The organism is Streptomyces sp. NPDC005393, from assembly GCF_040606675.1.
In the GTDB taxonomy this organism is placed as follows: Bacteria; Actinomycetota; Actinomycetes; order Streptomycetales; family Streptomycetaceae; genus Streptomyces.
The window spans coordinates 1-13,284 of sequence record NZ_JBEXFG010000004.1 but is presented as its reverse complement, the minus strand read 5'-3'; the positions used below and the strand labels follow the sequence as shown (position 1 = coordinate 13,284).

Genomic DNA, 13,284 nt, shown 5'->3' with positions numbered 1-13,284 from the left:
CCCCCTCAGCCCCGGGTCAGCTTCTTGTAGGTGGCACGGTGCGGACGGGCCGCGTCCGGGCCGAGTCGCTCGATCTTGTTCTTCTCGTACGACTCGTAGTTGCCCTCGAACCAGAACCACTTGGAGTCGCCCTCGTACGCCAGGATGTGCGTCGCGACGCGGTCGAGGAACCAGCGGTCGTGGGAGACGACCACGGCGCAGCCGGGGAAGTCCAGCAGCGCGTTCTCCAGCGAGGAGAGGGTCTCGACGTCGAGGTCGTTGGTCGGCTCGTCGAGGAGCAGCAGATTGCCGCCCTGCTTGAGGGTGAGCGCGAGGTTGAGGCGGTTGCGCTCACCGCCGGAGAGCACCCCGGCCGGCTTCTGCTGGTCCGGGCCCTTGAAACCGAAGGCCGAGACATACGCGCGGGACGGCATCTCGACCTGTCCGACGTTGATGTAGTCGAGCTCGTCGGAGACGACCGCCCACAGCGTCTTCTTCGGGTCGATGTTGGCGCGGGACTGGTCGACGTAGGAGATCTTGACGGTCTCGCCGACCTTGATCTTGCCCGAGTCCTGGGTCTCCAGGCCCTGGATCATCTTGAACAGCGTGGTCTTGCCGGCGCCGTTGGGGCCGATGACGCCGACGATGCCGTTGCGCGGCAGGGTGAAGGAGAGGTCGTCGATGAGGACCTTGTCGCCGAACGCCTTGGAGAGGTTCTCCACCTCGACCACGACACTGCCCAGCCGCGGGCCCGGCGGAATCTGGATCTCCTCGAAGTCCAGCTTCCGGGTCTTCTCCGCCTCGGCGGCCATCTCCTCGTAACGGGTCAGTCGCGCCTTGGACTTGGCCTGGCGGCCCTTGGCGCTGGAGCGGACCCACTCCAGCTCTTCCTTGAGGCGCTTGGCGCGCTTGGCGTCCTTCTGGCCCTCGACCTTGAGACGGGTCTGCTTGGTCTCCAGGTACGTGGAGTAGTTGCCCTGGTAACCGATCGCGCGGCCGCGGTCGAGCTCCAGGATCCACTCGGCGACGTTGTCCAGGAAGTACCGGTCGTGGGTGATGGCCACGACGGTGCCCGCGTACTTGGCGAGGTGCTGCTCCAGCCACTGGACGGACTCGGCGTCCAGGTGGTTGGTGGGCTCGTCCAGCAGCAGCAGGTCGGGAGCCTCCAGCAGCAGCTTGCAGAGCGCGACGCGGCGCTTCTCACCGCCGGAGAGGTTGGTGACCTGCCAGTCGCCGGGCGGGCAGCCGAGGGCGTCCATGGCCTGCTCCAGCTGGGCGTCGAGATCCCAGGCGTTGGCGTGGTCCAAGTCCTCCTGGAGCTTGCCCATCTCCTCAAGGAGCTCGTCGCTGTAGTCGGTCGCCATCTGCTCGGCGATCTCGTTGAAGCGGTCGAGCTTGCCCTTGGTCTCGGCCACACCGTCCTGGACGTTCTCCAGCACGGTCTTGGACTCGTCCAGCGGGGGCTCCTGGAGCAGGATGCCGACGCTGTAGCCGGGCGAGATGAAGGCGTCGCCGTTGGACGGCTGCTCCAGACCGGCCATGATCTTCAGCACCGTCGACTTACCGGCGCCGTTGGGGCCCACGACACCGATCTTCGCGCCGGGCAGAAAGCTCAGCGTGACATCGTCGAGGATCACCTTGTCGCCGTGGGCCTTGCGCGTCTTGCGCATGGTGTAGATGAACTCAGCCAAGAGAAACCGTCCGGCTTTCTGGTAGGTATCGAGCTGCGGCCCCGCCGCGGTGTCCATGGCGGCCCGGCCGCGTGAGGGCAGATACATCCCATCTTGCCGTATGCCAAGCCCAAGGCGGAAACCCATGGGCCCACCGCCCCGGCGCGGCCCCGACGCAAAGGCCGGAACCTCTCCGAGGCTCCGGCCTTCATCACTGTGTGTTATCAGCGATCACTGCATGCTGCGATGTTCACTCACCCGCGGTGGCCTTCTTCTTACGGACGAAGAAGATCGCGCCGCCGCCGACCGCGACGAGCGCCACGGCGATGCCCGCGATCATCGGGGTGTTGCTGCTGCTACCGGTCTCGGCGAGGTCGCCGCCGGTGGTGTCACCGCCGGTGGAGCCGCCGGCCGACGCGGGGCTCGGCTGCGAGGAGGGGGTGTCGCTGCTGCTGCCGCCGCTGCTGGCGGTCTTGCAGTCGAGGACGCCGGAGAAGGTCTTCTCGAAGCCGTTCGGACCCGTGATGGTGAACTTGTAGCTCTGGTCCTCCTTCACCGGGGCGGTGACGGTCTTCGACTGACCGGCCTCCACAGTGTACTTCTGGCCCAGCAGCTCGAAGGTGAACGCCTCGTCGCCCTTGTTGGTCGCGGTGATGTCCACGCCGCCCTTGGCGCAGTCCTTCTCGGCGGAGATCGCCGGGATCGCACCCTTCTTCGCCCAGTTGGCGGTGGCGGTGGCGGAGACGGTGCTCTCGCTGGAGCCGGCCAGGATCTGGGTCTGGCTCTTGGTGTCGCTGGCGAACGCCCGGCCGACCGGAACCTTGGTGGCGGCCTGGACGGTCAGCGAGGCGGAGCCGTCGGACGCGCCGGCCGGGACGTCGAAGTACACCTCGCTGCCGTTGGCGGCGCTGGTGATCGCCTTGCCGCTCTTGTCGACGAGCTTGACGCCGGAGCTCGCGGCATCGGTGCCCGGGGTGAGGGTGACGCTGTCCGCGTTGGTGTTGACTTTGATCGGGCCGAGCCGGTCACCGGCCTTGCCGGAGACGGCGGGCGGGTCCAGGCTCAGCGACGCCTTGGGCTCCCCGAGGTTCTGGGCGTTCTTCTCGAGGTAGTCGGCGAGCTTCTCGGCCGCCGGGTCGACCGCGTCGACCTTCGCGTGGTCGGAGAAGCGCCAGATGGCGACCTGCGTACCGGCGGCGGCGGTCTTCTCACTGAGAGCGTCGGAGCCCGCCTTCTTCGCCAGCGCGGTGAGGTCGTTCACCTGCGGGTACGAGTTCTGGAGAATCCAGTTGATCTTGCCCGCGTCGGAGTTGTTCGCCAGCGAGGTCTGGCTCCAGGACTTCTCGTTGTACTGGGCCTTGCTCTGCGTCGGGTTGTGCAGGTCGATGCAGTACGTCTGGATGGAGCCGCCGTTGTCGACCGCCATCTCGAAGAGGCCGGCCCCGACCTCCTGGTCCTTGCCGTTGTCGTGGATGACGGCCTTGTCGAAGGTCCTGAGACCGCTGAGCGTGGCGGCGGCGCCGCCCTGGCTCGGGGGCGTGTCATCGGCGGCGGCGGTGGATGCGGTGGCTATCGCCCCGGCCGCGACCAGACCGGACGCCAGCACGGCGGCCGCAAGGCGGGCAACGCCCCGCCTCCTTACAGAAATCATGGTTTCCCCTCCGGGCGAGCGCCAGTCAGTAGGTGCGCCTCGCCAGCGAACTCAAAACTCAGGAAGCCCCGTTGGGCACGCACGGATCCTAGGGAGAAAGAAACCCCACGGTCGCCGGGAATACCTGCTCCCAACCGATCCGAATCGGAATCGTTATCTCCACTCAGACCCCGCATGACCTGGGATTATCGACAAATCCCCCCCAATCCGGGCCGATCAATGGGAAGTTGCCCCGGTCGGTACGTTGAGAAGAGGTTTGGCCTGTGAGACCCGCCGAAAGGCGGACGTACCGCGCGACAGGTCATGCCCGACCGCCACCGCGTCGATCTCGGCCGTGATCCACCGTCTGGCCCCGCCCCCGCCCCCGCCCGCGCCTGCACCAGCATCAGCACCAGCTACGTCCCCTTGACGCTGGTCCTTCTCCCGCTCCCGCTCCCGTTCTCGCACGCGCAACGTCCCATGGACGAGGAGCGGTTCGCCGAGCGACACCGACCCGGCCACATTCGCGGCGAGCGTCCGCCACGTCCAGACCGTGTAGAAACTCGTGTACGCGTCCGCCCACGCGTCGCGCCCGCGGTCCCACCGACGCACCGTCACCGCCAGCCGGAACCGGGCCACCGCGACCCCGGCCGCCGTCTCCCAGAAGTCCGGCCGCGTCGCGGCATTGCCCACCACGGTCACCCAGCTCTCGTTCAACGGACCCGCCTCCCCCATCACTTCGCGGCTCTCCCGTGCCGTTCGTCGTCCATGCTGCATGGAATCGCGAAGGCCCGCCGGGCCCTGTGCACGAGCACCCGGTTGTGGACAACCGGGCCACTCGTCCGAGTGAGTGCGCCGTCATCCACCGCCCGTCGCGATGACGTACTGCGCCCGTACCTCCCGGTACCGCGCCAGCTCCGCCCCCACCGGCTCCAGCACCCGCGCCCGTCCGCACCCCACCGCCGCCTCCCGCAGCCGCGCCTCCGCCGCCTGCCCGTGGCGGCGCGCGGGCCCCCGGGCCGCCACCCCGCAGCACCACGCCAGCCCCGATCCGACCGCCGCACCGCCCGTCGTCAGCAGCGCGGGCAACCACCACTCCACCCCGCCGAACAGCCCCGCCACTACCCCCAACAGCCACACCACCCCCACCACTTGCACCACCAGCAACGCCACCTGCGCCGCCGCCACCACCGACCACCATGGGGGCCGGGCCGGACGCCGGCCCGCCGTCGCGGCCGCCACCGCCTCGTCCACCGCCTCCGGCAGCCCTCTGCCGCCCCATCCGGCTGCCTCCCGCACGGCCTGGGCCCACGGTCCCGGCAGCCCCGCGGTCGCCTCGTCCGCGAGCGTCCGTACGGCCTCCTCCACCGCGGGCCGGGCGGTGACCGCCTCCACCGCCGACGCCCTCGCCCCCGGGATATCCGTCCGGTCCGCGGCCCGCGCGGCTCTCCCCGTCCGTCCCAGGGCCCTCCCCCGTGCGAGCCGCCCCCATGGCGTCCCGCACGCCCATGCCGCGTCCCGCAGCCAGGCGCGCTCCGCCGCCTGCCCGGCCGCCGCCGCGCCCGCCGCCTCCGCCAGCCGGTCCTCGAACTCCGCCCGCGCCCGCTCGCTGAACCCGACCGGCGCGCCGTCCGCCACGTACTGCGGCCGCAGCCGCGCCATCGTGCCGTCCACGTCCGCCGCCAGCCGCCGCTCGGCCGCCCCGCACTCGGCCGCGAGCCGGCCCAGCATCTCCCGCAGCTCCCCGACGCCCTCGCCGGTCAGCGCGGACAGCGCGAGGACGGCCGCCCCCGGCTCCCCGTGCTCGCCGAGCGCGAGCCCGTCCTCGTCCAGCAGCCGCCGCAGATCGTCCAGCACCTGAACGGCGGCCTCGCCCGGCAGCCGGTCCACCTGGTTGAGCACGACAAAGGTCACCTCGGCATAACCGGCGAGCGGCCGCAGATAGCGCTCATGAAGCACCGCGTCCGCGTACTTCTCCGGATCCACCACCCACACCACCGCGTCGACCAGCCCCAGCAGCCGATCCACCCGCTCCCGGTGCCCCGAGGCCGCCGAGTCGTGGTCGGGCAGGTCGATAAGGACGAGCCCGCGCAGCGCGGGGTCGTACGGATGGGCCGGCCGACGCCGGTCCGCCACCGGGATGCCGAGCCGGTCCAGCAGACCCTCGGCGTGATCGGTCCACGCACAGGCGAGCGGCGCGGCGGTGGTCGGACGGCAGATCCCGGCCTCGGACAGATGCGCCCCCGCAAGCGCGTTGAAAAGTGTCGACTTACCGCTTCCGGTGGCTCCGGCGAAGGCGACGACGGTGTGACCGAGCGGATGCCGCCCCCGCGCGTCGGCCTCGTCGAGCACCCTCACGGCCCCGGCGAGCGTGCGCCCGTCCAGCCGGGTACGGGAGAGCCCCACGAGCTGGCGCAGGGCGTCCAGGCGGGGCCGCAGAGCGCCCGCGGCGAAGCTCCGGGCCCCGGGTCCGTACGCGCCGCCGCCGGGTTCATACGCGGCGCCGCCGGGTTCATACGCGCCGCCCGGGTCGTACGCGCCGTACGACGGACCGCCGTACGCCCGCTCCCCGGCCTCCGCCGTTTCCCGGCGTCCCCGCTCCCCGCGCGGGCCCTCCCCCGGGCCGCAGGAGGCGCCCGTCGCCCCCTCGCCCGCACCGGCTGCCGAACCGCCCTGGGCCCGTCCCTGCGTCCGCCCTCCGACCCGCCGCTGCGCCCGCCGGGCGATCAGACCGTCGTCCCACGTCTGGCGTGGCCGCGCCCCCGCCCCATGACCTCCTCCATGGTCCTCAGTGGCCGTCACCTTCGGTCACCTCTCCTTCTGTAGTACGGACAGCGCGGCGATCAGCTGGACCTGGTGGTCCGGGCTCACGTCCAGGACGTCCAGGGGCGCCAGCCGCCGGTCCCGCTCCGCCTCCATGGCGCGCGCGACACAGTCGTCGAGCAGCCGACCGCCGCGGTCGCCCAGACGCAGCGCCCCATGCGCGCCCAGGGTCTCAGCGAGCTTCTCGCCCGCCTTACGGGCGCGGCGTCCGCCCAGGAGGGACGCCACAAGCAGGGCGGCCACCTCCTCCGGCGCGCAGGGGCCGCCGCATTCGGCGCCCCGTCCCCGCGCCTCCTCCTCGGCCAGCTCCTCCACGCAGCGCCGCCAGTGCCGTACGGCCACGCCGATCCGTTCGGCGGCGCCGCGCGCGTCGCACGGCGCGAGCCCGGCCCGCGCGGCCGGATCCCGCTTCCCGGCCACCGCGACCCGCTCGTCGGCCGCCGCGGCCGCGCTGCGCAACAGGGTGGCCAGGGAGTCGGCGAGCGCGGTGAGAAGCTCCTCGGGCGTGCTGTCGTGCCGCCGGCCGTGCCAGTGGGTGAGCGCGGCGCCCGCGAGCGCCGCGCCCCCGGCGATCTCGCGCCGCACCCGCTCGGCCGCCTCCCCGTACGCCCCCTCGACCCGCTGCACCAGCCGTACCGCCGCCGCGTGCTGGGCCGCCGCCGCCCCGGCCAGCGCGGGCATCCGGGAGCGCAGTGAGGCGAGCGCCCCGGCAGCGGTACGGGCGGCGGCGACGGTACGGGCGTACGGGTCCTGGGCGTGCTGGGTGAGCCAGGCGCGCAGCGCGGCGACGGCGGTGGCCGGGAGCAGCCCGCTGCCGCCGCCCGCGGACTCGGGAAGCTCGGGGATGGTGAAGCGCGGGATATCGCCGAGCCCGGCCGCCGTAAGGAGCGCGGCGTACTGCCGGGAGACCTCGGCGGCCACCTGGTGCGGCACCCGGTCCAGGACGGTGACGAGCGTGACGTCGTACTCCTTCGCGGTCCGCAGCAGATGCCAGGGAACGGCGTCGGCGTAGCGGGTGGCCGTGGTGACCAGCACCCAGATGTCGGCGGCACAGATCAGCTCGGCGGCCAGATCGCGGTTGCGGGCGACGAGCGAGTCGATATCGGGCGCGTCGAGCAGCGCGAGCCCCCGCGCGAGCCCCGGATCCGTCTCCACCCGCAGCGCCCCCGACCCCTCCTGCGCCCGCTCCTCCTCGTCGTACGCCCCCTCCGCCCGGTCCCCCTGCGTCGGCACCCACACCCGCGTGAGCTGCGGCAACACCCGCTGCCCGGCGAACCAGGGATGATCGTCGGGATGGCACACCAGCACCGGCGTACGCGTCGTGGGCCGCAACACCCCGGCCTCGGTGACCCGCCGCCCCACCAGCGAATTGACGAGCGTGGACTTGCCCGCCCCGGTTGATCCCCCGATAACCGCCAGCAAGGGCGCTTCAGGGGCGTGCAACCGGGGCACGAGGTAGTCGTCCAGTTGAGCGAGCAACTCGGCACGGCTGCGGCGAGCGCGGTCGGCGCCGGGAAGGGGGAGCGGAAACCGCGCGGCATCGACGCGGTCACGCAGTGCGGTCAGCGCGTCGAGCAGCCGGGGCCGTACGTCCAAGATCGCCACGTGGTGAAGAATGCCCGCTTTTGTTGTCATTTTGAAGCGTATGCTCACTCGTGCGCGTCAAAGAGACCCACCCGGATCACCCCAAAAGGGGCACGAGGCAGACGTGACAACAGAGGCTCAGGCATAACGAGTGCACAACACCCGTCCTCTGAGGCGTGAAAAACGATGCAAGTTTCGCACCTGCCTGCGATTATCGGACCGCTTCACTGAACCTCCACAACGTGCCACGGAGGTGAAGCAACCGGGGCGAGGCGCAGGGAGCCCTATCCTTGTCCCCGGCAAGGTCACGGTCCGCCGAGCCCGGCCACCCGCACCACGGCCGCACGTCGGTACCGCAGGCACCCGGGGGCTCACCAGCTCCACGACCACCGGCCCCCGTAGCTCAGTGGATAGAGCAGGCGCCTTCTAAGCGCTTGGCCGCAGGTTCGAGTCCTGCCGGGGGCGCAGCGGACCCTCTCCTCTACGCACGTAGCGGAGGGGGTCTTTGCCCTGTTCAAGGGGACTTTAGCGGGGTCGCCGTAGCGGTGGCGTAAGCCGGGCCCGCCGCTCCCCGAGGATGCGGGCCGGCTGTGTCCGGATGTCACCGGGGCTCTGCGGGTGACCACGGTGAATACGCGGTGAAGCGCGTCATACCCAGCTGTCGGCCCCACGGCCGGTCCGGCTCAGCCACTCGTTGTACCGCCGGGCCAGCGCGTCCCTCCAGCGAGCCGATGCTCGCGGAGTCACTGGGCGTGAATTGTTCTCGGCCTTCGTTAACGCTTGCCCCCTCGTCTGGCCTTCGGGCCAGGTAAGGGGACCTTGGTGCTGTTCTACGCTGCCCGCATGATTCGCGCAGTGGTACTCGACGTCGGGGAGACCTTGATCCGGGACGACCGCGGATGGGCAGCATGGGCCGACTGGTTGAGCATCCCCCGTCACACCCTCTCCGCCCTCGTCGGTGCGGTCGTCGCTCAAGGGCGCGACAACGCGGAGGCACTGCAACTCATCCGGCCCGGTATCGACATCGCCGCCGAGCGCGCCGCCATGGAGGCCGCAGGGGTCGGCGAGCATCTGAGCGAGTCCGATCTCTACCCAGATGTACGTCCAGCCCTCGCAGCTCTCCGCGAGACGGGCGTCCACGTCGTCATCGCAGGCAACCAGACCGCATGCGCCGGCGCCTTGCTGCGGGACCTCGACCTGCCGGTCGACGGGGTCGCCACCTCGGGAGAGTGGGGCATCGCCAAGCCCGACCCCCGCTTCTTCGCCCGCGTCCTGGACCTCGCGGGGACCGTGCCCGACGAGACGGTGTACGTCGGCGACCACCCCGCGAACGACACGCGGCCGGCGAAGGCCGCGGGCCTGCGCACCGTACACCTGCGCCGTGGGCCCTGGGGGTACTTCTGGTCGGGCACGCCCGAGGCGGCCGCCGCCGACTGGCAGGTCGATTCATTGCACGACCTCGTGCGCCTCGCAGCCACCTGATGAGGCGAGCGGCCCCGAAGGCAGGGAGCGCTCGCTACCGTTCGGAGTGGACGCACCGGACGGAGCACCGCCATGCCCACCGATCTTGCCCGGCGCCTGGCCTATCAGCGCCGCATCGCACGCATGACGCAGCAAGAGCTGGCGGACGCTGCCGGGGTACACGTCGCGACCTTACGGAAGATCGAGCGCGGCGCCAGGGGCGCCAGCGACAACGTGGTTGAGGCCCTCGCTGCCGCTCTCGGAGTCGATCCGTCCCGCTTGCTGGGAAGCCGGGACCGAGCAGAGGCCCGTGTGCACGTCGCCATGCCGACATTGTCGGCTGTGATCGCCGCGTACGACGTACCGGACGATGGGCCGGTCCGCCCACTGGCCGAGCTGCGAACAGCGGTGGACGAGGCGGTGACGTGGCGCCTGGCTGCCCAGTACGTCCGGATCGCCCGTCATCTGCCGAAGCTCCTCGGAGAGCTGATCCGCGCCTTCCACCTCGCTCCAGCCGAAGAGCAAGCCGAGACTGCGGGCCTGCTGGTCGCCGCGCTCCGGACTGCGGACGCCGTGGCGTACAAGTACGGCGCCCGGGACCTCTCTGCCCGCCTGGTGGACCTGATGCGGTGGGCAGCACCGCACGCCGAGAACGCTTTGCTGGACGCGGCTGTCGCGTACGTCCGCACCGAGACCTTCTTCGCAGCCCGCGCGTACGCCCCTGGCCTGCGCGCCATTGAGGCCGCTGCGGACAGGGTTCCTGTCGGACGTGCTGCCGCGGCCCTCGCTGCGCGGGGGGCCTTGCACATGCGGGCTGCTGTGATCGCGGGGCGCGCCGGTCTGGCAGAGGCTGCGGATCAGCACCTCGCGGAGGCCCGGCGCCTGGGGGAGGCTGTACCTGAGAGCGTCTATCAGGGCACGGCGTTCGGCCCAGACAGCCTCCGCATCCATGAGGTGTCGGTCGCGGTCAGCCTTGGTGATGACCACGTGCGGCGCGCCCTCGACGTCGCCGGCGAATGGGCGCCGCCGCGGGACCTGCCTGCCGAGCGCCGGAGCGGGTTCTACATCGAGATGGCTCGTGCGCAGCTGTGGGTGGGACTCCCGCATGATGCGTTCGAGTCGCTGAAGGTCGCTCGTCGGATCGCGCCGCAGCACACGCGTGACCACCCGTGGGTGCGTGAAGATGCCGGGACGTTGCGCCGTCTGCGGCGCGCTGACGCCGAGAGCCTCAGCAACTTCGCCGAGTGGTGTCACGCGGGCGAGTGACCACGACTGACCCTCACTGGGTCACTTGCGGCTCTCGCAGCGGAGAACCATCTACCTGTCCACACCGATCAGGCAGATGGGACAGCACCAGCCATGGCCAAACCCGCCCGGGGTCCCGTAGGCGAGCACATCAGCATCGTCCGGCTCCACGGCGAGGCGTGCTTCCGATGCGCAGCCGTGGCCCCGGACGCTGTACACCGCCGGGCACATCAACCTCCCCGGCCATGACCGCGTGTGACCTGTCGTCGTCTGTGAAGATCACCGCGACTAAGGCGAGCCGAATGAATACGGACTTTCTAACCCCCAGATTATGGGCACCGCCGAACGGTACCGACGTAGAGATGATCGAGGTCGGCCCCTACTGGGACGCCGTCCGTGCCCCCGTCGCCGTCGGAGACCGCGCCCTGGAACTGCTCGGCAGCGTGAGCGGCGCCGTCATCGCCGACTACAGCCTCATGTACTGGCTGGTCCATCCGCAGGACGCCGATCACTGGCCTCGCCTCCCGGGCGTGCAGGTTCTCAACGCGGGCAGCGCAGAAACCACCTATGTCGGCGTGCCGCCCGTCTCGCACACGGCCGGCCCCCGCCTGCACTGGCGCCTACCGGTGGGACCCGACACTTACTTCACCAACGCCGAGCTGCTTTACGAGGCCCTGGCGCGGGCGATCGTGGCTGAGGAGGTGACAGCCCGGTGATGTTCCAGATCTGCACCCCCGTCCTCGGGCGCGCCACTGAAGAGGCGTGGCGAGCGGCCCTCGAACACGCCGCAGGCTGCCGGGACTGCTGGGCGTCGGACGAGGCTTGCAAGACCGGCAGCACCCTGCTGGACGCCTACCGCCGCGCCCGACGCGAGAGCGGACGGGCATTCCAGCAGCCAGGGGGCTGGAAGCGATGACCGACCCGTTGTCCCGGTCGGGGCTCGTCCGTACATCGTCACGTGGAGCGGGGAGCAGCACATCAAGCGTCGGCTGATACAGGGCCAGCGGGGCATCGCCTATGCCGACGAGCTGCCGCACGATCGCGACAGCCGCGGCGCTCTGCGGCACCGCTGCGCGCTCCAGCGCGGGCAGGGGAGGCCGAAGCTCGGCGCCGTCCACCCGCAGCGGCAGCGTCGTGCCATGCGCAGCCTCCTGTGCCAGGTCTGCGCCGGCCCGGCCCACAGCGACGAACGAGGCGTGCTGTACCTCACCGAAGACCACCGCGGCGACTGGCCCGACTGGCCCAACTGGCCCGAAAGGCTGACGACCACACACCCCCCGCTGTGCCTCCCCTGCGCTGCAAGGCGGTCAGGCACTGCCCGCACCTCCTCTCTGGCCACGTGGCCGTGCGCTCGACGGCATCCGAGGTCTGTGCGGTCTACGGCAGGCGGTACTACCCCGGCCCGGTGCTGCCCTTCCCGGGAGGCAAGGAGATTCGGCGGGGCCGTCGCTGTCGAGCCCAGCGGTGAGGTTGACGTTCCTCGTCAGGCACCAACGTGTTCTGTGAGGCAAACGTACGTCGGCGGCTGCTCGTCGCCGAGACTGCTGTAGTCGAGTTTGGCTGGGTAGGTCAGGCGGCTGCCCGGGTAAAGGGGCGCGCACTCCTGCGGGGCGTCGTAGAACACGCCGGAATTGCCATCCGGGTGAACAGCTTGCGCGTCGACGGCGCCCAACAAGTCGGCGCCGCACTGATACCCGGGGGCATTCATGAGGAGCGCGCCGTTGCGGCCGGTGCCATCGCTGCTGCCAGTCCAGGCGATGCAGTACGAGACGCCAGGGTCCCCGCCAGTGGATGGCTCGGAGACGAGGTGCACCATCTGCGTGGAAGAGGGGCCGCCACACAGGGTGTTGATGTCGGACACGTACCACGGGGCGCCGGCCGCGCAAATCGCGGTCTTGGATTTGCAGCTTGCGTCGCCCTCAGGAGATTTCTAGGTGACGGGCAGGCATGTGGCTGATGCGCTAGGACTCGGCGAGGCGGTAGGTCTCGGGAGCCTCGCCCCTCTCCCAGCGGGCGGTTCACTCCAGGGGCTCGACGGCTCGCGTCTCATCCATGTGGATGACCGCGTCGAACTGGTCCGCGACACGCGCCAGGAAGTAGTGGCTCTGCCGCTCAGTCTCCGGGCGGTAGATCAGCCCGATCGCACGTTCCAGACGCGTTGAGGCCAGACGTTCGGCGGCGGAGGGCGCCTTGCCGAAGTCAAGCAGGAACTCCTGCTCTCCCAGCTCGTGGAAGAGCTCCTCGGCGCTCTCCCCGAGTGCGGGTCGCACCCGCTTCCGTTCGGCCGGGCCTCCCCAGTCGTCCGCTGCTGTCACGGTGCCCGTGTAGGTGGTGAAACCCAGCAGGCGGCAGTCGCCGGGGTGGGTTTCGCGCACCAGCTGGCCGACGTTGAGTTCGCCGCGCATCGCGGACTCCGTGGCCCGGGCGTCGCCCAGGTGCGAGTTGTGCTCCCACACCACGATCTTCGCCGGTTCGCCTCGCCGGCCGCTCAGATGCTCGGCGAGCGCGCCCAGGGTTCGACCATGTGCCGGTCCCGCAGATTCCACGAGGAGACCCTTCCGCCGAACATCGAGCGGTAGTACTCGGCGGCGTTCCGCACCGTGACCGCGTTGCGCTGTGCGTAGAAGAGGTCGTCCTCGGCCAGCAGCCCGTCCCTGCGGGCGTACTCCAGCCCGTGGCGCTGCAGATCCTCCAGCTGCTCCACGATCTCCTGCTCGCATGTCTCGCCCGCGCCGAAAGCCGCTCGGAATCCGTAGATCTGATTCCGTTGGCGAAGTCGCTGAGTGTGGTTGTAGGGCATTGGTGGCGCTCGTCCGCCGGGGGTGAGCGTGGCCTGTGTTGGGGGCGGACTGTGTTGCGGCCGGTGGGTGTGGGGGAGATCCCGGAGGACAC

The 13,284-nt window shown here is 70.7% G+C and carries 10 protein-coding genes, 1 tRNA gene and 1 pseudogene; 5 read left to right on the top strand and 7 right to left on the bottom strand.

Features of this window, described 5'->3' with window-relative positions; translation table 11 throughout:
* Nucleotides 1-5 precede the first annotated feature (5 nt).
* The 5 genes from ettA to ABZS71_RS05955 all read right to left on the bottom strand — a co-directional run bounded on the left by ettA (nt 6) and on the right by ABZS71_RS05955 (nt 7,698).
* A complete protein-coding gene (gene ettA / locus ABZS71_RS05975) occupies nt 6-1,670 on the bottom strand; it encodes an energy-dependent translational throttle protein EttA (RefSeq protein WP_356208145.1) in 1,665 nt (554 codons plus the stop codon).
* A 229-nt stretch (nt 1,671-1,899) separates the two neighbouring features.
* The gene (locus ABZS71_RS05970; protein WP_356207902.1) at nt 1,900-3,300 is read right to left on the bottom strand and encodes an LAETG motif-containing sortase-dependent surface protein; all 1,401 of its coding nucleotides are present in this window, start codon (nt 3,298-3,300) and stop codon (nt 1,900-1,902) included.
* Nucleotides 3,301-3,516: 216 nt separating this feature from the next.
* On the bottom strand, nt 3,517-3,996 hold the full coding sequence (locus ABZS71_RS05965) for a single-stranded DNA-binding protein (RefSeq protein ID WP_356207900.1): 480 nt from the start codon (nt 3,994-3,996) through the stop codon (nt 3,517-3,519).
* 141 nt (nt 3,997-4,137) lie between these two features.
* On the bottom strand, nt 4,138-6,081 hold the full coding sequence (locus tag ABZS71_RS05960) for a YfjP family GTPase (protein ID WP_356207898.1): 1,944 nt from the start codon (nt 6,079-6,081) through the stop codon (nt 4,138-4,140).
* 6 nt (nt 6,082-6,087) lie between these two features.
* Complete coding sequence (locus tag ABZS71_RS05955; protein WP_356208143.1) at nt 6,088-7,698, bottom strand: dynamin family protein; 1,611 nt, start codon at nt 7,696-7,698, stop codon at nt 6,088-6,090.
* A 380-nt stretch (nt 7,699-8,078) separates the two neighbouring features.
* Between ABZS71_RS05955 and ABZS71_RS05950 the strand changes: the two genes are divergently transcribed.
* The 5 genes from ABZS71_RS05950 (at nt 8,079) to ABZS71_RS05930 (ending at nt 11,308) form a co-directional block, all read left to right on the top strand.
* Nucleotides 8,079-8,151 (top strand) — tRNA-Arg (locus tag ABZS71_RS05950).
* A 378-nt stretch (nt 8,152-8,529) separates the two neighbouring features.
* Nucleotides 8,530-9,168, top strand: a complete 639-nt coding sequence (locus tag ABZS71_RS05945) for an HAD family hydrolase (RefSeq protein ID WP_356207896.1) — start codon at nt 8,530-8,532, stop codon at nt 9,166-9,168.
* Nucleotides 9,169-9,240: 72 nt separating this feature from the next.
* A complete protein-coding gene (locus ABZS71_RS05940) occupies nt 9,241-10,413 on the top strand; it encodes a helix-turn-helix transcriptional regulator (protein ID WP_356207894.1) in 1,173 nt (390 codons plus the stop codon).
* Between the two features lie 341 nt (nt 10,414-10,754).
* Nucleotides 10,755-11,108, top strand: a complete 354-nt coding sequence (locus ABZS71_RS05935) for a hypothetical protein (RefSeq protein ID WP_356207892.1) — start codon at nt 10,755-10,757, stop codon at nt 11,106-11,108.
* On the top strand, nt 11,108-11,308 hold the full coding sequence (locus ABZS71_RS05930; RefSeq protein ID WP_356207890.1) for a hypothetical protein: 201 nt from the start codon (nt 11,108-11,110) through the stop codon (nt 11,306-11,308). The genes ABZS71_RS05935 and ABZS71_RS05930 overlap by 1 nt, the downstream gene beginning before the upstream one ends.
* A gap of 567 nt (nt 11,309-11,875) precedes the next feature.
* Here ABZS71_RS05930 and ABZS71_RS05925 read toward each other — a convergent pair.
* Together ABZS71_RS05925 and ABZS71_RS05920 are read right to left on the bottom strand one after the other, a co-directional pair.
* The gene (locus ABZS71_RS05925; RefSeq protein WP_356207888.1) at nt 11,876-12,253 is read right to left on the bottom strand and encodes a hypothetical protein; all 378 of its coding nucleotides are present in this window, start codon (nt 12,251-12,253) and stop codon (nt 11,876-11,878) included.
* A 157-nt stretch (nt 12,254-12,410) separates the two neighbouring features.
* Nucleotides 12,411-13,192 (bottom strand): annotated as a pseudogene (locus ABZS71_RS05920) (erythromycin esterase family protein).
* Nucleotides 13,193-13,284: the final 92 nt, after the last annotated feature.